This window comes from Saccharopolyspora rosea (assembly GCF_025643595.1).
In the GTDB taxonomy this organism is placed as follows: domain Bacteria; phylum Actinomycetota; class Actinomycetes; order Mycobacteriales; family Pseudonocardiaceae; genus Saccharopolyspora; species Saccharopolyspora rosea.
Genome location: NZ_CP102826.1, coordinates 675,804 through 699,061, shown reverse-complemented (window position 1 = coordinate 699,061; position 23,258 = coordinate 675,804). Strand labels below are relative to the sequence as shown.

Below are 23,258 nucleotides of genomic sequence, written 5' to 3'. Positions count from 1 at the left end.
TTCCCGGGCAACTGCGGGAGTGTGGCGTCGAGCAGGTCTTGGATCTCCTGGGAGAAGGTCGTGGCCTTCGCATGTACGTCCAAGGGCACGGGTTACTTCCCCAGGAGGAAGTCAATCTCGACGAGTTCGTTGTAGATCTCCCGCTCGTCCGGCGAAGCCGTGTGGTCTTCAGCTGCTCGGCGGCGGAGCTCAGCCTCGTCGAAGTGGAGCATCCCGAGCAGTTCCTCGCGCCGCTGATTGAGCTGTTCAGCGGTTACGTGCACCAGCGTGATCGTCATCGTGGCACCCCCGGATCTCGACCTACACACCGACCGTAGAGGACCCGTACGACAGGTCGCGGCGGATTCCGGGAACCGTGGTCTTCGATCACCTGGTCGATGGAACGCTGGTGGGCGGGCCACCCGGAAGGCCCCGGCGGCCCGCCCCGCGTCAGGTCACCACGTGCGGCCGTTCCTCCGCGAAGTGGCAGGCCGCGGGGTGGCTGCCGAGGCGGACCTCCAGCTCCGGGGTCTGCTCCGCGCAGATGTCCTGGGCTTTCCAGCAGCGGGTGCGGAAACGGCAGCCCGAGGGCGGGTTCGCCGGGCTCGGCACGTCACCGGTGAGGCGGATGACCTCCCGCTTTCCGCGCAGCGTCGGGTCCGGAACCGGCACCGAGGACAGCAGCGCCTGCGTGTACGGGTGCTGCGGGTGTTCGTAGATCTCCTCGTCCGTGCCGATCTCGACGATCTTGCCGAGGTACATCACCGCCACCCGGTCCGACAGGTGGCGGACCACGCCCAGGTCGTGGGCGATGAACACGTACGACAGCCCGAACTCCTGCTGCAAGTCGCCGAGCAGGTTCATCACCTGCGCCTGGATCGACACGTCCAGGGCGGAGACCGGCTCGTCGCAGACGATCACCTTCGGCCGCAGCGCCAGCGCCCGGGCGATGCCGATGCGCTGCCGCTGGCCGCCGGAGAACTGGTGCGGGTAGCGCTGGATGTGCTCCGGGTTGAGGCCCACGACCTCCAGCAGCTCCTGGACCCGACGACGACGGTCGCCCTTGGGCGCCACCTCGGGGTGGATCTCGAAGGGTTCGCCGACGATGTCGCCGACGGTCCGCCGCGGGTTCAGCGAGGTGTACGGGTCCTGCAGCACGATCTGCATGTCGCGGCGCAGCTTCCGCAGGTCGGCGCCCTTGAGCCGGAACATGTCGCGACCCTCGAACAGCGCGGTGCCGCTGGTCGGTTTCTCCAGCCGCATGAGCACCTGCGCGAGGGTCGACTTGCCGCAGCCGGACTCGCCGACCACGCCGAGGGTCTCGCCGCGGTGCAGGTCGAACGACACGCCGTCGACCGCGCGGACGTGTCCGATGGTGCGCTTGAACACCACGCCCTGGGTGACCGGGAAGTGCTTGACGAGGTCGCGCACCTGGAGGATCGGGTCAGCCACGGCTCATCAACTCCTCAGCGAAGTGGCAGGCGCTGATCCGCCCGAGCCCGAGCTGGTGGTACTCCGGCAGCTCCTGGCGGCACCGCACCTCGGCGCGCGGGCAGCGCGGGTGGAACGGGCAGCCGGACGGCACGGCCAGCAGGCTCGGCGGCAGGCCCTTGATCGTCTCCAGGTCCTGGCCCTTGAGGTCCAGCCGGGGGATCGACCGCATCAGGCCCTCGGTGTAGGGGTGGCCGGGCTGGCGGTACAGCGAGTAGGCGTCCGCGGCCTCCACGATCCGGCCCGCGTACATCACCACGATCCGGTCGGCGACCTCGGCGACCACGCCGAGGTCGTGGGTGATCAGGATCAGCCCCATGCCGCGTTCCCGGCGCAGCTCGTCGAGCAGGTCCATGATCTGGGCCTGCACGGTGACGTCCAGCGCCGTGGTCGGCTCGTCGGCGATGAGCAGGTCCGGATCCAGCGCCAGCGACATCGCGATCATGGCGCGCTGCCGCATGCCGCCGGAGAACTGGTGCGGGTACTCCCGGACGCGCTGCTTGGCGTTCGGGATCTTCACCAGGTCCAGCAGTTCCACGGCCCGCTTCGTGGCGTCCTTGCGGGACATGCCGCGGCGCACCCGCAGCTGCTCGGCGATCTGGAACCCGACGGTGTACACCGGGTTCAGCGCCGACAGGGCGTCCTGGAAGATCATCGCCATCGACTCGCCGCGCAGTTCGCGACGGCGCTGGTCGGTGGCGGTCAGCAGGTCCTCGCCCTGGTACCGGACCGATCCGCCGGTGATCATCCCCGGCGGCATGTCCAGGATGCCCATGATCGTCTGGGCGGTGACGCTCTTGCCGGAACCGGACTCGCCGAGCACGGCGAGCGTCTCGCCCGCGTCGACGTGGTAGCTGACGCCGTTGAGCACCTTCGCCACGCCGTCCCGGGTGCGGAACTCCACGTGCAGGTCGTCGACCTCCAGCAGCCGCTCCGCCGAGCCGTCCTTTTCGTCCACAGTAGACAAAGCGGTTCTCCTACTTCTGCTTCGGGTCGAGCGCGTCGCGGATCGCGTCCCCGAGCATCACGAACGCCAGCACCGTGATCACCAGGAACCCGGCCGGGAACAGCAGCAGGTGCGGCGCGCCCTGGATGTAGCTGCGGGACTCGGCGATCATCACGCCCCACGAGACGACCGGGTCGCGCAACCCGATGCCCAGGAACGACAGCGTCGCCTCGGCACCGATGAAACCACCCAGCGCGATCGTGGAGTACACCAGCACCGGCGCCAGGCAGTTCGGCAGCATGTGCCGCAGGATGATCCGCGCGGGACCGGCGCCCAGCGCGCGAGCCGCCTTCACGTAGTCCTGCTGCTTCGCGGAGATCGCCGCGGACCGCATGATGCGCATCGCGATCGGCCACGACAGCACGCCGATCGACAGCACCACCTGCGCGACCACCCGCACCACGCCCGGCGTCGCCACGTTGGCGTTGAAGGTCGTCAGGATGACGATCGCGCCGAGCACGAACGGCAGGCCCATGAAGATCTCGGAGAACCGGGAGACCAGGTTGTCGAACCACCCGCCGAAGTAACCGGCCAGCAGCCCGACCGTCGCACCCAGCAGCACGGTCAACAGGGTGGACAGCAGACCCACCGCGATCGACGCCCGCGCCCCGTAGATGGTGCGGGCGAAGATGTCCCGGCCGAGGTTGTCGTAGCCGAACCAGGCGTGCGCCGACGGCGGCTGGCGGGTCTTGGACAGGTCCTGGAACGTCGGGTCCACCGAGGTGAACAGGCCCGGGAAGGCCGCGATGACCAGCAGCACCACGATGATCACCGCGGCGACGATGAACAGCGGGCGGCGCCGCAGGTCGCGCCAGGCGTCTCCCCACAGCCCGCGCGGCTTCTCGTTCTTGGGGGCGTCGCGGACCACCTGGGCGGTCGCCTCCTCGGCGGCGGAGGCGACGGCCGCGCGGTGGCCGCTGTCAGCAGGCTCAGTCATATCGGATCCTCGGGTCGAGAACCGCGTAGAGGATGTCCACGAGCAGGTTCATCAGCAGGTAGACCAGCACCAGGAGGGTGACGATCCCGGTCACCGTGGTGCCTTCCTTGGTCAGGATGGACTTGAAGATCAGGCCACCGATGCCGCGGATGTTGAACACGCCTTCGGTCACGATCGCCCCGCCCATCAGCGCACCGAGGTCGGTGCCGAGGAAGGTGACGACCGGGATCAGCGAGTTGCGCAGCAGGTGCACGCCGACGACCCGCCGTGGTTCGAGCCCCTTGGCGACCGCGGTGCGCACGTAGTCGGCCCGGCGGTTCTCCATCAGGCTCGTCCTGGTCAACCTGGCCACGTAGGCCATGGACAGCGACCCCATCGCGAAGCCGGGCACGATCAACTCCCCGATCGACGGGTTGGAGCTGACCGTCGTCTTGATGATGCCGAGTTCGCTGCCCAGCACGATCTGCAGGACGAAGCCGGTCACGAACACCGGCAGCGAGATCAGGAACAGGGTCGACACCAGCACCAGGTTGTCCAGGAAACCCCGGCCGCGCAGCCCGGTCATGATGCCCGCGACCAGACCGATGACCGCCTCGATGACCAGCGCGACGAGCGCCAGCCGCACCGTGATCGGGTAGGCGTGCGCCACGAGCTGGCTGACTTGGACCCCCGAGTACGTTTCGCCGAAATCACCCGTGAGGAGCTTGCCGAGGTACTTGAAGTACTGAACGATCACGGGGTCGTCCAGGTTGTACTTCTGGTGCATCTCGGCGATGTAGCTGGGCGGACAGCCGCGGTCCCCGCACTTGCCGGCGAACGGATCTCCAGGCAGAGCCCACACCAGCAGGTAGATGATCAGTGTCGTCCCGATGAAGACCGGGATCAGCTGCAGCAGGCGCCGCAGGATGTAGCGACCCATCCGGGCCTCCTCATCACACAGCCAGCGCGGGGCCCGGCCCGCCGGTCGCGGCGGGCCGGGCTCCGGCGTGGTCTTCCGTTACTGGTTCAGGCGCACCGTGGTCAGGTCGAGCTCGCGGTTGGGCACGACCTCGCCCTGCGCGATCCGGTCGGAGAAGCCGTACTGGATCGGCTGCGTCCACAACGGGATGATCGGCATGTCCTCGGACAGCATCTTCTCCGCCGCCGCGTACTGCTTGTTCGCCTCCTCGATCGAGGGAGCCGCGTTCGCCTTGTCCAGTGCCGCGTCGAACGCCGGGTTGGAGTAACCGTAGTCGTTGGACGACGCGCCCGTGCGGTACAGCTGCGTCAGGAAGGTCTCCAGGCTCGGGTAGTCGGCCTTCCAGCCGGTGCGGAACAGCCCGTGGAACTGGAACGACCGGGCCTTGTCGCGGAACTCGCCGAACGTGGGCGTCGGCACGAAGGTGGAGTCGATGCCGAGGTTCTGCTTGATGCTCGCCGCGACGGCCTTGCTCCACTCGTCGTGCCCGCCGTCGGCGTTGGACTCGATGGTCAGCGTGCCCTGGAAACCGCCCGCCTGCTGCAGGTACTCCTTGGCCTTCTGCGGGTTGAACGTGCACGCCTCACCGCACTGGTTCGGCACGTAACCGTCGACAGCCGGCGTCGCGAAGCCGTCGGCGGGCTCCCGGCCACCGGCGAAGACCTGCTTGGCGATCTCCTTGCGGTCGATGGACATCGAGATCGCCTTGCGCAGCAACGGGTTCTTGAACTTCGGGTCGTAGATCGGGATGCCCAGGTTCTGGGTCAGCAGGCCCGGCTTCTGCTTGGCCTTGTCACCGAGGTCCTGGTGCCACTTGTCCCCGACCAGGGCCGAGGCAGGGATCGCGTCCAGGAAGTCGAGCTGCCCGGAGATCAGGTCCTGGTAGGCCGCGTCGAGCTGGTCGTACGCCTTGAACTTGGCGCCCTTGATCGTCGGCTTGTTGTCGCCCGCGTACTTGTCGTACCGGGAGAGGTTCAGCTCGACGTTGGGCGTGCGCGAGTCGAACTTGAACGGCCCGTTGCCGATCGGGTGCTCCTCGAACTTCTTCGGGTCGGCGAAGAACGAGTCCGGCAGCGGCATGAACGCCGAATAGCCGAGCATCACCGGGAAGATCGTCAGCGGCGACTTGAGCTTGACGGTGAAGGTGTCGTCGTTGACGACCTGCAGCCCCGACATCGTCTTGGCCGTCGGCTGCGGCGGCTTGGCGCCGGACTGCTCCCCACCGCCGGGTGCGGACGGGTGGACCTGGTCGTAGCCCTCGATCTGCTCGAAGAAGCTGGAGCCCAGCATCGCGTTGGGTGCGTAGGCGGCGTAGTTCCAGGCGTCGACGAAGTTCTTCGCCTTGACCGGGGTGCCGTCGTGGAAGGTCCAGCCGGGTTTGATCTTGATCGTGTAGGTCTGGTGGTCGGGACTGGTGATCGACTCCGCCATCGCGTTCTCCGGCTTGAAGTCGGTGGCCCGGTAGCGGACCAAGCCGGTGAACATGGCGTCGATGATGAAGCCGCCGTTCTCCTCTGTGGTGTCGGCAGGGATCAGGGGGTTCTGCGGCTCGTTCCAGTTCAGGGTGACGACGCCGTCCTCCCCCGAGCCGCTGCCGCCTCCACCGCAGCCGGCGGCCACCAGCGCCGCCGACAGCACGGCCGCGAGCGACGCGACCAGACGTCCCTTTCGCATGTGTGGGTCCTCCGCTTCCACGCGTACCCCAGTCGGGTTATTTCCGGGGTCACCGCACGCGCCGACGATTCATCGCCGCGTCAGTTGAGCGTAAACATAAGTGAGAACCAGTTCACAGCAATGCGCTGTCACAAAGCCGTCATCTTCTGTCTCGATCCAGCACAACGCTCACCCGAACAATGGAAGCAGGATTCCGCATCCTGAGAATCAGCTGATGGACAGGGCTATGCCGTCCAGAATGTCGTGCTCACTGACTGTAACCGAATCGATACCGGCGCGCTCGGACAGCTCCTCCGCGAGCACATCCAGAACGAGCGCGCCACCGCCGATCACATCAACCCTGCCGGGGTGCATGGCCCCGATCGAGGCACGTTCGTCGTGGTCCATCCGGAGCAAATCAGCGGTGATCCGCTGGATCGCATTCCGGGAAATGTGGGAAAGGTGAATGGCGACCGGATCGTATTCGGGAAGTTCCTGGACGATCGCGGACAGCGTGGTCACCGTCCCGGCCACCCCGACCCAGGTCCGCGCACCGGAGCAGTCCACCGCGGCGAACGCGTCGTCGAGGATCTTGCGGGCGACCTCCCCCGCCTCGCGCACCTCCTCGGCGGTCGGCGGGTCGCTGCGCAGGCACCGCTCGGTGAGCCGCACGCAGCCCACGTCGGCGGAGTGCGCCGCGGTGACGTGCGCGGTCGCACCGTCCCAGGTGCCGACGACGAGTTCGGTCGAACCGCCGCCGATGTCGGCCACCACGAACGGGCCATCGGCCGGGTCCAGGTCGCCGACCGCGCCGGTGAACGACAGCCGGGCCTCCTCGTCGCCGGTGATCACCTCGGCGTCGACGCCGAGCGTGTCGCGGACCATGCCGAAGAAGTCCTCGCGGTTGGCCGCGTCCCGGGTCGCCGAGGTGGCGACCATGCGGACGCGCTCCACTCCCTTGCGCACGGCGATCGACGCGTAGTCGACGAGGGCCGCGCGGGTGCGCTCCAGCGCCTCGTCGGCCAGCCGCCCGGTGGCGTCGACGCCTTGGCCGAGCCGGACGATCCGCATCTCCCGGTGCACGTCCCGCAGCGCGCGGGTCCCGGCAGCCTCTCCCCCGCTCGTGGGTGAATCCGTCACATCGGCCACCAACAGGCGGATCGAGTTCGTCCCGCAGTCGATCGCCGCGACCCGTGGCATCTGCGTCCTCCTCGCGTTCCGGGCGTCCCGCCGCACGGCGGGCCCACAGCACCACGCTAGCCCGGCGACCGTGATCACATCTCCACGGTGCAGGGCACCAGCTCTCCGCCGGTCGAGTTGACGTAGACCGTCTCACCGCCGTGCAGCGTCCCCGGGTCTCCCGTCCCCGGTGCGAGGGCACCGCCTGACCTGGGAGTCCGGCTGAACTCGCCCAGCGCGAGGGCGCCGGGATCGCAGGTCCGCGCGGTGGGACCGGAGGTCCTCGGCCGGTCCGACGTCGTGCCGCGCGTCGACGTGGGCCCGGGCTCGCTCGGCGGCACCGACGTGCTCGGCGACGTCCGCGTGCCCGGCGACGTCTCGGAGCTCGGCGGGGCTTGGGTGCTCGGTGGCGTCGGCGTGCTCGGCACCGCGGGAGTCGAGGGCGGTGTCGTCGCATCCGGCCACGCCGGGGCACCTGGCAGCGTCGGCGTGCTCGGTGTCGCCGGACTTCCGGACGAAGCCGGTGGTTCCGACCTCGGGGGTGTCGACGACGGCGGGACGCCCGGATGCGACGTGCCCGCGCTCGGCGGTGCTCCGCCGGACGGCGGCGCGGAACTCGGTGGCGACGACGGCGGCCGCGTACCGGTCGATGTCGGCCGCGAGGTGCTGTTCGGCGGCGCCGAGCCGGTCGGTGGTGCGGGTGCGGACGGCGGTGGTGCCGACGGGCGCGGCGCGCCGGCAGGCGGCGGCGCCGGAGCCGCCGCGAGCGGAGGGGCGGCCGACGGTGGTGCCGCCGGGTGCGGCGCGCCCGGCGCCGCGGCCAGGGCTCCCGGATCGCTGGAAACGCGCTCGCCCCGGAGGACGTCGCCGACCTCGGGAGCGAGCTCCGCCGGTGTCGGGGTGACGCCCCGCGCGTAGGCGGAGGCCCAGATCAGCACCGTCCGCACGTAGTTGTCCGAGTGGTTGTAGCGGAACACCGCGGCCGCGAGGTCGCGCGGGTTCCGCAGATCACCCGAGCCGTCGCAGAGGTACCTGCCCGCCGCGAGCGCGGCGTCGTTGACGTTGTGCGGACTCGGCGGTCCTTCGCCGTGCGCGTTCACCGCGTACTTGGCCCAGGTCGCGGGGAGGAACTGCATCGGGCCGACCGCGCGGTCCCACACCGGGTCGCCGTCGAGCCGACCGGCGTCGGTGTCCGGCACGGCCGCCACGCCCGGGGCGCCCGACAGCCGCGGTCCGAGGATCGCCGTGACGGTCGTGCCCATGACGTCGACCTTCCCGCCGCGGGCGTGGCCCGACTCGACGCGCCCGATCGCCGCCAGCACCGACCAGTCCAACCCGCACTGCGGATCGGTCCGGGACAGCACGGAGGCCGCTCCGATGTAGGCGTCCAGCACCGGCCGCGGGATGTCGAGCCGGCCGTTGGGCAGGTCGGCCTCCGGCCCGGCGCCGGTGGCCAGTTCGCGCGGATTTCCCGCCTGGTCCAGCAATTCCGGGCTGAGCCGGATGTCCCGGGGGAGCTGCCCGGTCGCCCCGAGGTCCCGCGGGTCCTCGGGCGACGGCGGTGCGGGACCCGGCCGGGGCGGGCCGGTGAGGAACGTGCCGGACGCGGCCGCCAGCGCCGCGGCCAGCAGCAGGATGGGGGTCAGCGCGGTCGTGGCGATCCAGGTCCGCGGTTTCCACCGGCCCGGCCGCACCGGCCGCATGCGCGCGGTCTCCCGCCTGCCCTGGTGTTTCCTGCGAGCCGTCACTGCCCCTCCTGCCGCGTGCTCAGCGACCCCCGACGCGGAGCCGCCCGGCTTCGCCACGACGGCGAATCTCTTGGATACACCACCGGGTCGGGGATCGCCCGATGGCGAACCGCCAGGTCGTTCATGCCTCCCCGGTAACGATCCAGGGGTGCGGCGGCCAAAGCCGGTCGGGCGAAAAATCCCGCTACCAAGGCACACGCGCCTACTCTCCGGTCATGACGCTCACGGACGCGCCTCACACCACCGGGTTCAACACGCACCGCGTGGTGAACCAGCCACCGCCGTTGGACGGGTTCGACCCGATCGCCTGCGATCCGGCGCTGCGTTCCGCGATCGACCGGTACCGCATCGGAGATCTCGGGGACCTCGCGGCCGAGGCCGGATCGGCCGAGGCCCGCGAGCACGGCAGGCTCGCCAACGACCACCCGCCGCACCTGCGCACCCACGACCGCTACGGCAACCGCGTCGACGAGGTCGACTTCCACCCGTCCTGGCACTGGCTGATGGCGCGCGCGGTGCACCACGGCCTGCACGCCGCGCCGTGGGACGGCGGCTCGCACGTCCGGCGGGCCGCCGGTTTCTACCTGTGGTCGCAGGCCGAGGCCGGGCACGGCTGCCCGATCTCGATGACCTACGCCGCGGTTCCCGCGCTGCGCCACGCCCCCGACCTGGCCGCGCGCTTCGAACCGGCGCTCACCGCGCGCGCCTACGAGTTCGGCCTGCGCCCGCCCGAGCAGAAGCCGGGCCTGCTGGCCGGGATGTCGATGACCGAGAAGCAGGGCGGTTCGGACGTGCGGGCCAACACCACCACGGCCGAACCGCTCGCCGACGGCAGCTACCGGCTCGTCGGGCACAAGTGGTTCACCTCCGCGCCGATGAACGACCTGTTCCTCGTGCTGGCGCAGGCGCCAGGCGGGCTGAGCTGCTTCCTGGTGCCCCGGGTGCTGCCCGACGGCAGCCGCAACGAGATCCGGTTGCAGCGCCTGAAGGACAAGCTGGGCAACAAGTCCAACGCCTCCGCCGAGATCGAGTACACCGGCGCGATCGGCCGGCTGGTCGGGGAGGAGGGGCGCGGCGTCCGCTGCATCATCGAGATGGTGTCGATGACCCGGCTCGACTGCGTTCTCGGTTCCGCCGCCACGATCCGGATCGCGCTGTCCGAAGCCGCGCACCACGCGCACCACCGCAGCGCGTTCGGCCACCGGCTCTGCGACGCGCCGCTGATGCGGACCGTGCTCGCCGACCTGGCCCTGGAGTCGGAAGGGGCCACCGCGCTGGCCATGCGGCTGGCCGCCGCCGTCGAGCACGGCGAACGCGACCTGCTGCGCCTGGCGCTGCCCGCCGCGAAGTTCTCGATCTGCAAGCGCACGCCGACCGCCGTGGCCGAGGCGCTGGAATGCCTCGGCGGCAACGGTTACGTCGAGGAGTCCGGGCTCCCCAGGCTGTACCGGGAGGCCCCGCTGAGTTCGATCTGGGAGGGCTCCGGCAACGTCACCGCCCTCGACGTGCTGCGCGCGCTGGCCCGGCAACCCGAGTCCCGCGACGCCGTCCTCGCCGAACTGGACGCCGCGGCGGGCGCCGATGCGGACTACGACGCCGCGCTGCGGGAGCTGCGCCGCCGGCTCGCCGATCCCGCACCCGAGCAGGCCCGCGCGGTCGCCGGGCGGCTGTCCCTGGCGTTGCAGGCGTCGCTGCTGCTCCGGCACGCGCCGTCGCAGGTCGCCGAGGCGTTCGTCGCCACGCGCCTCGCCGACCCGGGCCACACCTTCGGCGCCACCCCGATCAGCGGCGCCCGCGAGCTCGCGGAACGGGTGACGCCCGGCGGGTGAACGCCCCCGGAACGCGCGGCCTACCTCCCGAGCAGGTAGCGGTGCTCCGGCCAACGTTCGGCGATGAGGTCCACCGCCTCGTCGCCGAACGGGTTCACCCCGGCCCCCCTGGCCAGCGCGTGGGCGACGTGGACGTGCAGGCACTTGACGCGATCCGGCATGCCGCCCGCGCTGACATCGGTGCCCAGCGGCTCCAGGGCGTCCCGTTCGGCCAGGTAGGACTCGTGCGCGCGGCGGTACCGCTCGGCCAGGTCCGCGTCCTCGGCCAGCCGGGCGGTCATGTCCCGCATCAGGCCCTCGGCCTCCAGCGTGGACACGTGGGAGACCAGCTGCGGCGCGGTCAGGTAGTACAGCGTGGGGAACGGGGTGCCGTCCTCCAGGCGCGGGTGGGTCTGCACCACCGTCGGCTCGCCCGCCGCGTCCCGCGCCGCGACGGCCCGCAGCCCGCGCGGCGGTCGGCCGAGCTGCCGCGCCACGGACTCGCGGTCGTGCTCGCTGATCGTCGACGCGCCTGCGTCCACCGTCACGATCCCTTCCCCATCACGGAATTCCAGAGTTCTTCGTACCACGGCAGATCGCCGGTGGCGGGCTTGGGCGGCGGCGCCCCGGTGGTCTCCGGGACCTGCACGACGTAGGGCGTCTCCCCCGGCCGCACGTAGCCGAGCCGTGCCCGCGCCTCGGCCTCCAGGTGCGCCGGGTCGGACAGTTCCCGCTTGCGCTCCTGCAGGTTCCTGACCTCGTCCTGCAACCGGGCCTGCTGTTGCTGCTGGTCGGCCAGCTCCTCGCGCTGGCTCAGGTAGGTGCGCAGCGGCACCGACACGCTCAGCGCCATCGCGCAGACGAGCATCGCCAGCACCGCCGCGCGACGCGTGGACGAGAGCTTGAAAGCACCGCCGGTGCCCGACCGCGGGCGGCGACCGGGCGGTTTCCCGCCTGGTCGCCGCCCCTTGGCGGTGCCGCGGCGGGCGCGCTCGGCCCGGCGCGCCGCCGGGGAATCGCCCCGCCGAGCGCGCCGGTCCCGGTCCGGTGTCGCGCGACCCACCGGCATGGCTCAGCTCTCCGGCGTGAACCGCGGGAACGCCAGCTCGCCCGCGTACCGGGCGGCGTCACCGAGGTTCTCCTCGATGCGCAGCAACTGGTTGTACTTGGCGACGCGCTCGCTGCGGGCCGGGGCACCGGTCTTGATCTGGCCGCAGCCGGTGGCCACGGCGAGGTCGGCGATCGTGGTGTCCTCGGTCTCGCCGGAGCGGTGGCTCATCATGCTCTTGTACCCGCACGAGGTGGCCAGCTGCACCGCGTCCAGCGTCTCGGACAGGGTGCCGATCTGGTTGACCTTGACCAGCAGCGCGTTGGCCGCGTCCCGGTTGATGCCTTCCTCCAGGCGCTCCGGGTTGGTGACGAACAGGTCGTCGCCGACCAGCTGCACCTGGCCGCCGATCTCGCCGGTCAGCTTCGCCCAGCCGTCCCAGTCGTCCTCGGCCAGCGGGTCCTCGATGGACACCAGCGGGTAGGCCGACAGCAGGTCGCGGTAGTACTCGGCCATCTGGTCGGCGGAGCGCTTGTTCTTCTCGAACGAGTAGGAACCGTCGGCGAAGAACTCGGTGGCGGCCACGTCCAGCGCGAGCACGATGTCGCGACCCGGCTTGTAGCCCGCCTTCTCGATCGCCGTGGTGATCAGGTCCAGCGCCTCCCGGTTGTTCGGCAGGTCCGGGGCGAAACCGCCCTCGTCGCCGAGCCCGGTGGCCAGGCCCTTGGACTTGAGCACCGACTTCAGCGCGTGGTAGGTCTCCGCGCCCCAGCGGAGCGCGTCGAAGAAGGAGTCCGCGCCGATCGGGGCGATCATGAACTCCTGGATGTCCACCCCGGTGTCGGCGTGGGCGCCGCCGTTGAGGATGTTCATCATCGGCACCGGCAGGACGTGCGCGTTCGGCCCGCCGACGTAGCGGAACAGCTCCAGCCCGGAGCTCTCCGCCGCCGCCTTGGCGACCGCCAGCGAAACGCCGAGGATGGCGTTCGCGCCCAGCCGGGACTTGTCCGGGGTGCCGTCGAGGTCGACCAGCTTCTGGTCGATGATCCGCTGCTCGGTGGCGTCCAGCCCGGCCAGTTCCGGACCGATCTCGTCCAGCACCGCCTTGACGGCGTTCTCCACGCCCTTGCCGCCGTACCGGGCCGCGTCACCGTCGCGCAGCTCGACGGCCTCGTGCTCGCCGGTCGAGGCGCCCGACGGGACCGCCGCCCGGCTCAGCGTGCCGTCCTCCAGCGCCACCTCGACCTCGACGGTGGGGTTCCCGCGGGAGTCCAGGATCTCGCGGGCGCCGACCTGCTCGATGATCGCCACGTGTGCTCCTAACCAGCGTTCGAACTGTGGACGTTGCCGACCGCCCGGCGCTGCGCCGGACCGGTCGAACGCCCGACGACCGCCTACGAGCCTAGCCCGCAGGTCTCGGCCGTCGCCGACGACTCGCTCAGGCGCCCGGAGCCGCCCGGTGTCATCCGGTCGGACGTCGAAGGAACAGCGGATCGGCACGTAACGTTGTGCCCGCCATGACGACCGAAGGCACTGTGGAAGCGTTCCGCCGAGCGGAACACTTGATCACGCAGCGCCGCCCGCTGGAGGCGCTCCGCGTGCTGGCGCCCGTGCTCGAAGTCGCCCCCGACAAGCCGAGCGTGCAGCTGCTGCTCGGTCGGGCGTACTACTTCTCCGCCCAGCTCCGCCGCGCCGAGCGGGCGTTCCTGCGGGTGATCGAGCTGGATCCGTCCGATCACTACGCGCGGCTCGTGCTCGGCCGCACCCTGCAGCGCCAGGGCCGCTTGGACGAGGCCCGCGCCCAGCTGCGGCTGGCCGCGACCATGCATCCGGCTCCCGCGTACCAGGAAGCGCTCGGCGAGATCAACGCGCACATCGCCACCCGCGAGTTCTGAGCGTCTTCGAACCTGCTCCCGGCGGGGCGCGCGCTGACGCTCACCGGCGGCGGTTGCCCGCCGCGGCGTAGGTCTCGGCCAGCGCGAACACCTTCTGCCCGTACTCGACGGAGCTGTTGTACGACATCACCGCCGCCCACCAGCCCGGACCGGTCGACATGTCGCGGCCGTCCGAGCACAGGTAGCGGGCGGCGGCCATGGCCGCGTCGTCCAGGTTCTGCGGGTCGCCCTTGCCGTCGCCGTTGCCGTCCGTCGCCCACTTGCGCCAGGTGCCCGGGATGAACTGCATCGGCCCGACGGCCCGGTCGTGCTGCGGGTCGCCGTCGAGCGCCCCGCCGTCGGTGTCCGGGATCAGCCGGACTCCGGGGGTGCCGTCGAGGGGCACGCCGACGATCGGGCTGGAGGGACGTCCGTCCTCGCGCAGGAACCGCCCGCCGTAGCGACCGTGGTCGGACTCGATGCGCCCGATCCCGGCCAGCGTCGCCCAGGAGATCCGGCAGCTCGGCTGGTGTTCCCGCATCGCCAGGTCGGCGTTGACGTAGGAGACGACCGCCCGCGCCGGGATGTCCACCACCGTCGCGACCCGGTCGGCCCACTGCCGCACCGGGTCCACCCCGGGCTCGACCTGCGGGGTCGGCTCGTCGACCGGCGGTGCCGCCGAGCCCGGCGACACCGGCGCGGGCTCGGGGTCCACCCGCGGCGGCGGCGCGGCGACCGCGGCCCGGGTCGGCCCGCCCAGCACCTTGACCAGACCGACCCCGCCAACAGTCGCGATGACCAGCGACAACGCGATGGCGAGCCGACTGAGGACGGCCAGCACGGCTGAGGTGGTCCGGATCACGCGGCCGAGGCTACTGGACGGTAGCGATCGGGGTCACCATCCACGACCCGAACAGCTCGCAGCCGGGCGGTCAGCCCGCGGCCCGGAGGGTGTGGCTCTGCCTGCCGTAGTAGTCGGCCCAGTCGAGAACTTCCTGGCCGTAGTCGTGGCTCTCGTTGTAGGTGAGCAGGGCGGCCCAGAAGCGGTCCGGCTGCCGGAGGTCGCCGCCGACGCTGCACAGGTAGCGGCCCGCGGTCAGCGCCGCGTCGTCGATGTCCTGCGGGTCGGCGACGCCGTCGCCGTCGGCGTCCACCGCCCACTTCTCCCAGGTGATCGGGATGAACTGCAGCGGGCCGACCGCGTGGTCCCAGACCTGATCGCCGTCCAGCCGCCCGCCGTCGGTGTCGTCGATGCGCTTGATGCCGTCCGACCCGTCCAGCGCCGGACCGATGATGGGGTGGCTGGGCCGCCCGGTCGCGTCGAGCTTGGCCCCGCCGTGCCTGCCGTGGCTGGACTCGACGGCGCCGATGCCCGCCAGCAGCGTCCAGCTCAGCCCGCAGCCCGGGTCGCTGCGCTCCAGGGAACGCTGCGCGTAGCCGTACGCCTGGAGCGCCGCGCGGGGGATGTTGAGCGGATCGGCCATCGACTCGGACCAGTCGCCGAGCTGGGCCTGCGGCCGGTTCTCCGGCGGGACCGGAGGACCGCCCGGGGCCAGCAGCGCCACCTCGGGCGGCAGGACACCCGGATCGGGCGGGGCGATGGCCGGGGGCGGTTGGAAGTGCACCGGGGTACGCGACTCCGGTGTCACGGCGGTGCACGACGTCAGGACCGCGAGCGCCGGGGCCAACAGCAGCCAGGACCGACTCGGCAAGACCTTCCTCCCTCTGCGCCCCCAGACGCGCACCGTGCCCTCCGCCCACCGACCGCCTCCCGCGCGGAGGCGCTGCGCACCGCAGTGGTGGACGTCCATGTCAAGTGGATGTCGCCGCCGACCGCGTCGGCGTCAGCTCGGACGCCGCCCGCGGGCGCCCCGGTGGCGGATCAGGTTTCGGACCGAACACCCGCTGGCGAACCTGAAATCAGCTCCCGCCACTGCTCGGCGGACAGCCGCGCCGGTTCCAGACCGGACTCGCGGGCGCGCCGCTCGGCCGCGCGGATCCGCTCGGCGAAACCGACGGCCACGGACCGGAGTTCGTCCTCGGGATCGGCCCCGGCCAACCTCGCCCTGGCCGCCGTCCCGAACAACGCCTCCCCTGCGGAGTCGCCGTCCGGGTAGACGTCGGCGGGCACCCCGGCGCGCTGGGCCCGCTGCACGAGCTTGGCGGCGAGCGCGACCGCGGGCTGCCCCAGCGCCACCCCGTCCACAATGGACTCGCGCTGCTTCTCCCGCTGTTTGAGCTCCTCCCAGCGGGCGTGCTGGGACTCGGCGTCGAGCACCGCGCCGTCGTCGGCGAAGACGTTCGGGTGCCGCGAGACCAGCTTGCTGACCAGCCCCGCCGCCACCTCGTCGACGTCGAACGGATCGGTGCCGTCCTCGGCCGCCACCCGCGCGTGGAACAACACCTGCAACAGCACGTCGCCGAGTTCCTCGCGCAGCGCCTCCCGGTCGCGGTGCTCGATCGCGTCGAGCAGTTCGTAGGTCTCCTCGACCAGGTACTTGCGCAGCGAGTCGTGGTCCTGCTGGGCGTCCCACGGGCAGCCGCCGGGAGAGCGCAACCGGTCCATGACCGTCACCGCGTCCAGCAGCTCCACCCCCGCCGGGGGCTCCGCACCGATCAGCCGGGCGCCACCCCGGACCAGCGCCTGGGCCTCGGGCAGGTCGGCCTCGCCCACCACGAGCACCACCGGTTCGCGCGCGGCGCGCGCCGCCAGGTCGTCCGGCGGCGGGGGCGCGCCCAGCGCCTCGCGGGTCGCCGCGGCGAGCCCGGGTTCGGCGTACACGGCGGTCGCCGAACGCAGCACCGGGACCGCCGCGGCCGGTACGACGTCCCCGAGCCGGTCGTCGACCACGACGACGGCACTGCCCTCCGCCACCTGGAGCTCACCGTTCATAGTCCGATTGTCCCAAGCCCGCGGGGAGTCCGGGTGTTGCGGTGGCCACGACACACCGCCGCGCGTCCGGACCGCATCACGACGCGGCGGAGCGCTCGGTGATCCGGAACCCGCTGACCTCGCCGGAGTTCGGCGCGGCGGCCAGCCGGATCGGGTCCCACGTCCCGTAGCGCGGGCTCAGCCGCACGCCGACCCGGTCGGCGGTGAAGCCGAGCAACCGCGTGCCGAACTCCTGCAACGTCCGGTCGTCCGCGGCTCCCCGCACGGGTGGTTCGTCGGTGCGGCGTTCCCGGATCCGCACCACCAGCCACTGCCCCGCGTTCGGCTGCGGCTCGAAGGCGAGCACGGTCCCCGGCGCGGCGCCGAACAGCGGTGTGCCCGCGGCCAGCTGCGCGCTGTCGGTCGCCCGCAGCCGTTGCCCGGCGGCCGCGGGCGTCCCGGCCCGGCGGTCGGCGTCGACCAGGGCCGCCGCCTGGTCCTGCCCCCCGGCCATGCGCCGCGCCTTGGTCTCGGCCTCCCGGCGGTTGGTGGCCTGGGTGTAGTCGAAGGTGATGCCGAGCCGGTCGTAGTACCGGCGGCCGAGCTCGCCGGCCAGCAGCTGCGCCCGCGCGACCTCGCGGACGTCGTCCGCCGTGTAGATCTTGCCCGCGGTCGCCGCCTCCGGGCCGCCCATCCCGTTGATCAGGTCGGTCACCTGCTGCTCCGCGACGGCGAGGTGCTCGTCGCGCGCGGCGCGGTCGGTGAGCCGCTGGAGCACCAGCTGCGAGGCCACCCGGCGGCCGAGCTCGTCGAGCTGGCCCTGCTCGCGCAGCTGCGGGGCCAGCTGCGGTTCCTTGCGCAGCACCCCGTCGAACCAGGACTGCACTTCGGACACCGGCACGCTGGCGTCCCCGACGATCGCGGCGGCGCCGGGCCGACCGTTCCCGGCACCGCAGCCGGCGAGCAGCAGTCCTGCGGTGACGACCGAGGCGAGAAGGCGCGCGCGGCGCGGCATGGCGAACCTCACAGCGCGCACTCTCTCACGAAGTCACGCTGCGGTGAAGTCCCTTCACCGTACGCGTCAGACCCCGGCGGTCGCCGGAGACCGCAGCGACTCCAACAACTTCGTGCACCAGTCGAGCAACGCCTCGTCGCGCAGCGGTGGTGCGCCGATGCGCCCGCCCGCGGCGCCTTCCGTCGGCCGCGGCACGGAAACCGTGCGCACGGCCGCCTTGTAGACCGCCTTCGGGTACAGCCGCTTGAGCCGGACCAGTTGCGAGTCCGCCAGTTCCAGCGGCGCCAGGCGCAGCGACGAGCCCTGCAGCGTGACCTCGGTGACGCCGTGCTCCCGGCAGGTCTGGCGGAAACGCGCCACCCCGAGCAAGCGCTCGACCGAGGCCGGCAGCGGGCCGTACCGGTCGACGAGTTCGCCGCGCACCGCGTCCAACGCGTCCTGGTCGGCCGCCGAGGCGATCTTGCGGTACGCCTCCAGGCGCAGCCGCTCGCCCGGCACGTAGTCGTGCGGGATGTGCGCGTCCACCGGCAGATCCACGCGGACCTCGGCCAGTTCCTCCTCCGCCTCGCCGGGTTCGGCACCCGCGTGCTTGCGGAACGCCTCCACTGCTTCCCCGACCAGTCGCACGTACAGGTCGAAGCCGACCCCGGCGATGTGCCCGGACTGCTCGGCGCCGAGGATGTTGCCCGCGCCGCGGATCTCCAGGTCCTTCATGGCCACCGCCATGCCCGCGCCGAGTTCGGAGTTCTGCGCGATCGTGGCGAGCCGGTCGTGCGCGGTGTCGGTGAGCGGTTTCTCCGGCGGGTACAGGAAGTACGCGTAGCCGCGCTCCCGCGCGCGCCCGACGCGACCGCGCAGCTGGTGCAGCTGGGCGAGCCCGAGCCGGTCGGCGCGGTCCACGATGAGCGTGTTGGCGTTGGAGATGTCCAGTCCGGTCTCGACGATCGTGGTGCACACCAGCACGTCGTGCTCGCGCTCCCAGAACCCCTGGATGATCTTCTCCAGCCGGTCCTCGTTCATCTGCCCGTGCGCGGTGACGATCCGCGCCTCCGGCACCAGCTCGCGCAGGTGCCGCGCGGTCTTCTCGATGTCGGAAACCCTGTTGTGCACGAAGAAGACCTGGCCGTCGCGCAGCAGCTCGCGGCGGATCGCGGCGGCGACCTGCTTCTCGTCGTAGGCACCGACGTAGGTCAGCACGGGGTGCCGCTCCTCGGGCGGGGTGAGGATGGTGGACATCTCGCGGATGCCCGCCATGCTCATCTCCAGCGTCCGCGGGATCGGCGTGGCCGACATGGTGAGCACGTCGACGTGGGTGCGCAGCGCCTTGATGTGCTCCTTGTGCTCCACGCCGAAGCGCTGCTCCTCGTCCACGATGACCAGCCCGAGGTCTTTGTACCGGATGCCGGTCTGCAGCAGGCGGTGCGTGCCGATGACGATGTCCACCTCGCCGTCGGCCAGGCCCTTGGTGGTCTGCTCGGCCTCCATCGGGTCGGTGAACCGGGAGAGCCCCTTGATCCGAACCGGGAACGAGCGCATCCGGTCGGTGAAGGTGTTCAGGTGCTGCTGCGCCAGCAGCGTGGTCGGCACCAGCACGGCCACCTGCTTGCCGTCCTGCACCGCCTTGAACGCCGCGCGCACCGCGATCTCGGTCTTGCCGTAGCCGACGTCGCCGCAGATCACCCGGTCCATCGGCACCGGGCGCTGCATGTCCGCCTTGACCTCGTCGATCGCCGCCAGCTGGTCGCCGGTCTCGGTGTACGGGAACGCGTCCTCCAGCTCCCGCTGCCACGGGCTGTCCGCGCCGTAGGCGTGGCCCGGGGAGGACTGCCGCGCGGCGTAGAGCTGGACCAGCTCGGCGGCGATCTCCTTGACCGCCTTGCGCGCCTTGGCCTTGGTGTTCTTCCAGTCCGACCCGCCGAGCTTGTTCAGCGCCGGGACCTCGCCGCCGACGTAGCGGGACACCTCGTCGAGCTGGTCGGTCGGCACGAACAGCCGGTCGCCGGGCTGGCCGCGCTTGCTGGAGGCGTACTCCAGCACCAGGTACTCGCGGGTGGCGCCGCCGACGGTGCGCTGCACCATCTCGACGTACTTGCCGATGCCGTGCTGCTCGTGCACGACGAAGTCGCCCGGCTTGAGCGCGAGCGGGTCGACGGCGTTGCGCCGCCGCGACGGCATCCGGCGCATGTCCTTTGTGGACGTTCCGCCGCGACCGCCGGTCAGGTCCGCCTCGGTGAGGACGACGAGCGCCACCTCGGGCGCCGAGAAGCCGTCCTCCAGACCGCCCCGGACGACGGTGATCACGCCCGGTTCCGGCTCGCCCGCCAGCCCGTCCTCGGCCAGCCGCGCGGGCAGTTCGCCGTCCCGCAGCTGCTGCACGGCCCGCTGAGCGGTCCCGGCACCGGCGACCACCAGCACCGCGGCGCCGCCGGAGGCGGTGTGCGCGCGCAGGTCGGCGAACGCCCGCTCGACCTCGCCGCGGTAGGCGTCCACCGGTTTGAGGACGAGCCGGACGACCTCGTCGTCCTCCTCGCCCTCCTCGCTGCTGAGCTGGGTCAGCGTCCACCAGGGCAGGCCGAGGTCGCGGGTGTGCTCGGCCACCTCGGCGAGCCCGCGGTACGCCGAGGCGCCGAGGTCGATGGGCGCCTTGCCGCCGTCCGCGGCGACCATCCAGGACGCCTCCAGGAACTCCTGGCCGGTGCGCACCAGGTCCGCCGCTCGCGCGTGGATCTTCTCCGGGTCGGCCAGCACGACGTGCGTGCCCGCGGGCACGAGGTCGGTGAGCAGCTGCATCTCGCCCTCGCACAGGGCCGGGATGAGCGCTTCCATGCCCTCCGCGGGCGCCCCGCCCGCGATCTTGCCGAGCATCTCGGCCAGCTGCCCGTCGTTGGCGTGCTGCTCGGCGAGCTTGGCGGCCCGCTCGGCGACCTGGTCGTTGATCAGCAGCTCCCGGCACGGCGGGGCGTGCAGCTCGGTGGAGCGCGCCTCGGGCAGCGAGCGCTGGTCGGCGACGGCGAACGGCCGGATCTCGGTGACCTCGTCGCCCCAGAACTCTACCCGCAGCGGGTGTTCCGAGGTGGGCGGGAACACGTCCACGATGCCGCCGCGGACCGCGAACTCACCGCGCTTCTCCACCATGTCGACCCGGTCGTAGGCCAGCGCGGCCAGCCGTCCGACGAGCTCGTCGAAGTCGTGCTCGGTGCCGACCGACAGCCGCACCGGGCGCAGTTCGCCGAGGTCGGGCGCGATCGGCTGGATGAGGCTGCGCACCGTGGTGACCAGCACCCGGATCGGGCCCTCGGCGTGCTCCTCGGGGTGGGCCAGGCGGCGCAGCACCGCCAGCCGCCGTCCCACGGTGTCGGCGCGGGGCGAGAGCCGCTCGTGCGGCAGCGTCTCCCACGACGGGAAGACCGCGATGCCCTCCGGCCCGAGCAGGTCGGACAGCGCCGACGCGGCCTCCTCGGCCTCCCGGCCGGTGGCGGTGACCAGCAGCACCGGCCGGTCGGCACCGGCGGTCAGCGCCGCCGCCGCGAGCGGCCGGGCGGCCGCCGGGCCCTCCAGCACCAGGCGCGGGCGGCCGGCGGACTCGACGACCTGCCGGGTGGCGGGATCCCGGAGCATGATTTCGAGCAGTCCACGCAGCGGACCGGCCTGGCTCATGGAGCTACCTCGCAGGAGACGTGGCGAACGCAGACACACCCCTGCCCGGGACGAACACCGTCACCGCGGACCCGCAGGGGCGTCACCGACCAGCCTACGACTTCGCCCGGACACCGTCCGCTCGCCCCGCAGTTGGTGGGCGGGGCGCAGGACGGGACCTAGCTCGCTCCGAGGCGGGGTTTGTGCTCCAGGTGCGAGAGGCCGTTCCAGGCGAGGTTGACCAGGTGGGCGGCCACCTCCTCCTTCTTCGGCTTGCGGACCTCCAGCCACCACTGGCCGGTGAGCGCCACCATCCCGACGAGCGCCTGGCTGTACAGCGGGGCGAGCTTGGCGTCGTAGCCGCGCGCGTCGAACTGCAGGCCGAGGATGTGCTCCACCTGGCTGGCGATGTCGTTGAGCAGGCTGGAGAAGGTGCCGCTGTTGCTGGCGACCGGCGAGTCGCGCACCAGCACGCGGAAACCGTCCGTGGAGTTGTCGATGTACTCCAGCAGCGCCCGCGCCGCCTGTTCCAGCAGCTCCCGGGGGTGCCCGGCGGACAGCGCGGAGACGATCAGGTCCAGCAGGTTGCGCATCTCCCGGTCGACCACGACCGCGTAGATGCCCTCCTTGCCGCCGAAGTGCTCGTACACCACGGGTTTGGAGACCCCGGCGCGGTGCGCGATCTCCTCGATCGAGGTGCCGTCGAAGCCCTTCTCCGCGAACAGCGCGCGGGCCACGTCGAGCAGTTGCTGCCGACGTTCCTTGCCGGTCATCCGGACGCGCGCGGCGCGGCCCGAGCGTCCGGCTTCGGCCGTCTGGGTTTCCGAGCTGTTCCGCCCGCGTCGCCGTGGTGCCATTCGCGTCAGCCTATGCCGTCAACCGCCGTCCGGTGTCGACGGCCGACGAAAAAAGCGCCCGCGTGGCGGCTCCACGCGGGCGCTCGGGAGTGGATCGCCTCAGCCCTTGTAGTCGGTCACGGCGATGCGGGCGAGCCGCTTGGCGTTGGGCCAGCGGACCTTCCAGGCCCAGCCCAGCTTCTCGAACGCCCAGATGATCCGGGCGGAGATGTCCAGCTGGCCGCGCAGCACGCCGTGGCGCGCGCAGGTCGGGTCGGCGTGGTGCGAGTTGTGCCACGACTCGCCGAACGACAGGATCGCCAGCGGCCAGAAGTTCGCCGCCTTGTCGCGGCTCTTGAACGGCCGCTCGCCGATCATGTGGCAGATCGAGTTCACCGACCAGGTCACGTGGTGCAGCAGCGAGACCCGCACCAGGCCGGCCCAGAAGAACGCGGTGAACGCGCCCCACCAGGACCAGCTGAGCAGACCGCCGAGGACGCCGGGCAGCACCAGGCTCAGCGCGGTCCACAGCGCGAACAGGCTGTTGAGCCGGTTGATGGTCTTGTCCTTGAGCAGGTCCGGGGCGAAGCGGTCGGCGTTGGTGATGTCGCGTTCGAACAGCCACCCCATGTGCGCGTACCAGAAGCCCTTGGCCAGCGCGGACGGGGACGTGCCGAAGCGCCACGGCGAGTGCGGATCGCCCTCGCGGTCGGAGTAGGCGTGGTGGCGGCGGTGGTCGGCGACCCAGGTGACGACCGGGCCCTGCACGGCCAGCATCCCGGCGATGGCCAGCGCGATCTTCACGCCGCGGTTGGCCTTGAAGGACCCGTGCGTGAAGTACCGGTGGAACCCGACCGTGACCCCGAGTCCGGAGACCACGTAGAACGCCAGTCCCAAGCCGACGTCGAGCCATCCGAGTCCCCACCCCCATGCCGCGGGGACCGCCGCGATCAACGCGGCGAACGGCACGATGACGAACAGGAACACCGTGAACTGGGCGACCCGGGGCCGGGTCCCCGAGGTCAGCGGTTTGGGTCCGGCCTCTGTTCGGGAAGCCGACGGCGCGGCGGGCTCGGTTACTACGGTCATACTCACTACCTCTGTTGGGGTCGGGAGGTGGGCAACTGCGGTCGACGCCGGGAGCACGGCCCCGCGACACCTCCACACACCTACGGGACCGTAACCTACGCAAGCGTAAGTTCTTTGATGCCGAATCGT

General features: G+C 71.6%; 20 protein-coding genes. 2 read left to right on the top strand and 18 right to left on the bottom strand.

Annotated features, from left to right (window positions below):
• Positions 1 to 92: 92 nt before the first annotated feature.
• From NV263_RS03445 to NV263_RS03410, 8 genes are all read right to left on the bottom strand, one after another.
• Positions 93 to 278, bottom strand: a complete 186-nt coding sequence (locus tag NV263_RS03445) for a hypothetical protein (RefSeq protein ID WP_263251003.1) — start codon at positions 276 to 278, stop codon at positions 93 to 95.
• Positions 279 to 429: 151 nt separating this feature from the next.
• Positions 430 to 1,431 (bottom strand): ABC transporter ATP-binding protein, encoded by a 1,002-nt coding sequence (locus tag NV263_RS03440; RefSeq protein WP_263251001.1) that lies wholly within the window; start codon positions 1,429 to 1,431, stop codon positions 430 to 432.
• Entirely contained in the window at positions 1,424 to 2,437 is a 1,014-nt protein-coding gene (locus NV263_RS03435) for an ABC transporter ATP-binding protein (RefSeq protein WP_263251000.1), read from the bottom strand. The genes NV263_RS03440 and NV263_RS03435 overlap by 8 nt, the downstream gene beginning before the upstream one ends.
• 10 nt (positions 2,438 to 2,447) lie before the next feature.
• The gene (locus NV263_RS03430) at positions 2,448 to 3,413 is read right to left on the bottom strand and encodes an ABC transporter permease (RefSeq protein WP_263250998.1); all 966 of its coding nucleotides are present in this window, start codon (positions 3,411 to 3,413) and stop codon (positions 2,448 to 2,450) included.
• Positions 3,406 to 4,332: an ABC transporter permease gene (locus NV263_RS03425; protein WP_263250996.1), complete on the bottom strand. Its 927-nt coding sequence runs from the start codon at positions 4,330 to 4,332 to the stop codon at positions 3,406 to 3,408. The genes NV263_RS03430 and NV263_RS03425 overlap by 8 nt, the downstream gene beginning before the upstream one ends.
• 78 nt (positions 4,333 to 4,410) lie before the next feature.
• Positions 4,411 to 6,045, bottom strand: a complete 1,635-nt coding sequence (locus NV263_RS03420) for a peptide ABC transporter substrate-binding protein (RefSeq protein ID WP_263250995.1) — start codon at positions 6,043 to 6,045, stop codon at positions 4,411 to 4,413.
• Between the two features lie 207 nt (positions 6,046 to 6,252).
• Positions 6,253 to 7,224, bottom strand: coding sequence for a Ppx/GppA phosphatase family protein (locus NV263_RS03415; protein WP_263250993.1), 972 nt, complete (start codon positions 7,222 to 7,224; stop codon positions 6,253 to 6,255).
• 74 nt (positions 7,225 to 7,298) lie between these two features.
• Positions 7,299 to 8,951: a lytic transglycosylase domain-containing protein gene (locus NV263_RS03410; protein WP_263250992.1), complete on the bottom strand. Its 1,653-nt coding sequence runs from the start codon at positions 8,949 to 8,951 to the stop codon at positions 7,299 to 7,301.
• 215 nt (positions 8,952 to 9,166) lie between these two features.
• Between NV263_RS03410 and NV263_RS03405 the strand changes: the two genes are divergently transcribed.
• Positions 9,167 to 10,780 (top strand): isovaleryl-CoA dehydrogenase, encoded by a 1,614-nt coding sequence (locus NV263_RS03405; RefSeq protein WP_263250990.1) that lies wholly within the window; start codon positions 9,167 to 9,169, stop codon positions 10,778 to 10,780.
• Between the two features lie 20 nt (positions 10,781 to 10,800).
• Here the strand turns inward: NV263_RS03405 and NV263_RS03400 are convergent, their stop codons facing one another.
• The 3 genes from NV263_RS03400 to eno are packed head-to-tail and all read right to left on the bottom strand — an operon-like array spanning position 10,801 to position 13,118.
• On the bottom strand, positions 10,801 to 11,307 hold the full coding sequence (locus NV263_RS03400) for a DUF501 domain-containing protein (RefSeq protein WP_380756767.1): 507 nt from the start codon (positions 11,305 to 11,307) through the stop codon (positions 10,801 to 10,803).
• Positions 11,304 to 11,828 carry an FtsB family cell division protein gene (locus tag NV263_RS03395; protein WP_263250988.1) on the bottom strand — a complete coding sequence of 175 codons (525 nt, stop codon included), beginning with the start codon at positions 11,826 to 11,828 and terminating at the stop codon, positions 11,304 to 11,306. The genes NV263_RS03400 and NV263_RS03395 overlap by 4 nt, the downstream gene beginning before the upstream one ends.
• Positions 11,829 to 11,831: 3 nt before the next feature.
• Complete coding sequence (eno, locus tag NV263_RS03390; RefSeq protein WP_263250986.1) at positions 11,832 to 13,118, bottom strand: phosphopyruvate hydratase; 1,287 nt, start codon at positions 13,116 to 13,118, stop codon at positions 11,832 to 11,834.
• 206 nt (positions 13,119 to 13,324) lie between these two features.
• On the opposite strand from eno, the gene NV263_RS03385 reads away from it, so the two are divergent.
• Positions 13,325 to 13,702 carry a tetratricopeptide repeat protein gene (locus tag NV263_RS03385; protein WP_263250984.1) on the top strand — a complete coding sequence of 126 codons (378 nt, stop codon included), beginning with the start codon at positions 13,325 to 13,327 and terminating at the stop codon, positions 13,700 to 13,702.
• A gap of 40 nt (positions 13,703 to 13,742) precedes the next feature.
• On the opposite strand, the gene NV263_RS03380 is transcribed toward NV263_RS03385, so the two are convergent.
• The 7 genes from NV263_RS03380 to NV263_RS03350 form a co-directional block, all read right to left on the bottom strand.
• A complete protein-coding gene (locus NV263_RS03380) occupies positions 13,743 to 14,543 on the bottom strand; it encodes a lytic transglycosylase domain-containing protein (protein ID WP_263250982.1) in 801 nt (266 codons plus the stop codon).
• A gap of 70 nt (positions 14,544 to 14,613) precedes the next feature.
• The gene (locus tag NV263_RS03375; RefSeq protein ID WP_263250980.1) at positions 14,614 to 15,393 is read right to left on the bottom strand and encodes a lytic transglycosylase domain-containing protein; all 780 of its coding nucleotides are present in this window, start codon (positions 15,391 to 15,393) and stop codon (positions 14,614 to 14,616) included.
• A gap of 170 nt (positions 15,394 to 15,563) precedes the next feature.
• Complete coding sequence (locus tag NV263_RS03370; RefSeq protein ID WP_263250978.1) at positions 15,564 to 16,574, bottom strand: MazG family protein; 1,011 nt, start codon at positions 16,572 to 16,574, stop codon at positions 15,564 to 15,566.
• A 76-nt stretch (positions 16,575 to 16,650) separates the two neighbouring features.
• Entirely contained in the window at positions 16,651 to 17,580 is a 930-nt protein-coding gene (locus tag NV263_RS03365) for a SurA N-terminal domain-containing protein (protein ID WP_263250977.1), read from the bottom strand.
• Between the two features lie 54 nt (positions 17,581 to 17,634).
• The gene (gene mfd / locus NV263_RS03360; RefSeq protein WP_263250974.1) at positions 17,635 to 21,225 is read right to left on the bottom strand and encodes a transcription-repair coupling factor; all 3,591 of its coding nucleotides are present in this window, start codon (positions 21,223 to 21,225) and stop codon (positions 17,635 to 17,637) included.
• A gap of 158 nt (positions 21,226 to 21,383) precedes the next feature.
• A complete protein-coding gene (locus NV263_RS03355) occupies positions 21,384 to 21,977 on the bottom strand; it encodes a TetR/AcrR family transcriptional regulator (RefSeq protein WP_263254030.1) in 594 nt (197 codons plus the stop codon).
• Positions 21,978 to 22,160: 183 nt separating this feature from the next.
• The gene (locus NV263_RS03350; protein WP_263250973.1) at positions 22,161 to 23,129 is read right to left on the bottom strand and encodes an acyl-CoA desaturase; all 969 of its coding nucleotides are present in this window, start codon (positions 23,127 to 23,129) and stop codon (positions 22,161 to 22,163) included.
• Positions 23,130 to 23,258: the final 129 nt, after the last annotated feature.

What these genes read in the sequence shown, in the direction of transcription:
- NV263_RS03445 (WP_263251003.1), bottom strand. Translation starts at nt 278, where the DNA reads ATGACGATCACGCTGGTGCACGTAACCGCTGAACAGCTCAATCAGCGG.
- NV263_RS03425 (WP_263250996.1), bottom strand. Translation starts at nt 4,332, where the DNA reads ATGGGTCGCTACATCCTGCGGCGCCTGCTGCAGCTGATCCCGGTCTTC.
- NV263_RS03415 (WP_263250993.1), bottom strand. Translation starts at nt 7,224, where the DNA reads ATGCCACGGGTCGCGGCGATCGACTGCGGGACGAACTCGATCCGCCTG.
- NV263_RS03430 (WP_263250998.1), bottom strand. Translation starts at nt 3,413, where the DNA reads ATGACTGAGCCTGCTGACAGCGGCCACCGCGCGGCCGTCGCCTCCGCC.
- NV263_RS03405 (WP_263250990.1), top strand. Translation starts at nt 9,167, where the DNA reads ATGACGCTCACGGACGCGCCTCACACCACCGGGTTCAACACGCACCGC.
- NV263_RS03420 (WP_263250995.1), bottom strand. Translation starts at nt 6,045, where the DNA reads ATGCGAAAGGGACGTCTGGTCGCGTCGCTCGCGGCCGTGCTGTCGGCG.
- mfd (WP_263250974.1), bottom strand. Translation starts at nt 21,225, where the DNA reads ATGAGCCAGGCCGGTCCGCTGCGTGGACTGCTCGAAATCATGCTCCGG.
- NV263_RS03355 (WP_263254030.1), bottom strand. Translation starts at nt 21,977, where the DNA reads ATGACCGGCAAGGAACGTCGGCAGCAACTGCTCGACGTGGCCCGCGCG.
- NV263_RS03385 (WP_263250984.1), top strand. Translation starts at nt 13,325, where the DNA reads ATGACGACCGAAGGCACTGTGGAAGCGTTCCGCCGAGCGGAACACTTG.
- NV263_RS03370 (WP_263250978.1), bottom strand. Translation starts at nt 16,574, where the DNA reads ATGAACGGTGAGCTCCAGGTGGCGGAGGGCAGTGCCGTCGTCGTGGTC.
- NV263_RS03350 (WP_263250973.1), bottom strand. Translation starts at nt 23,129, where the DNA reads ATGACCGTAGTAACCGAGCCCGCCGCGCCGTCGGCTTCCCGAACAGAG.
- NV263_RS03395 (WP_263250988.1), bottom strand. Translation starts at nt 11,828, where the DNA reads ATGCCGGTGGGTCGCGCGACACCGGACCGGGACCGGCGCGCTCGGCGG.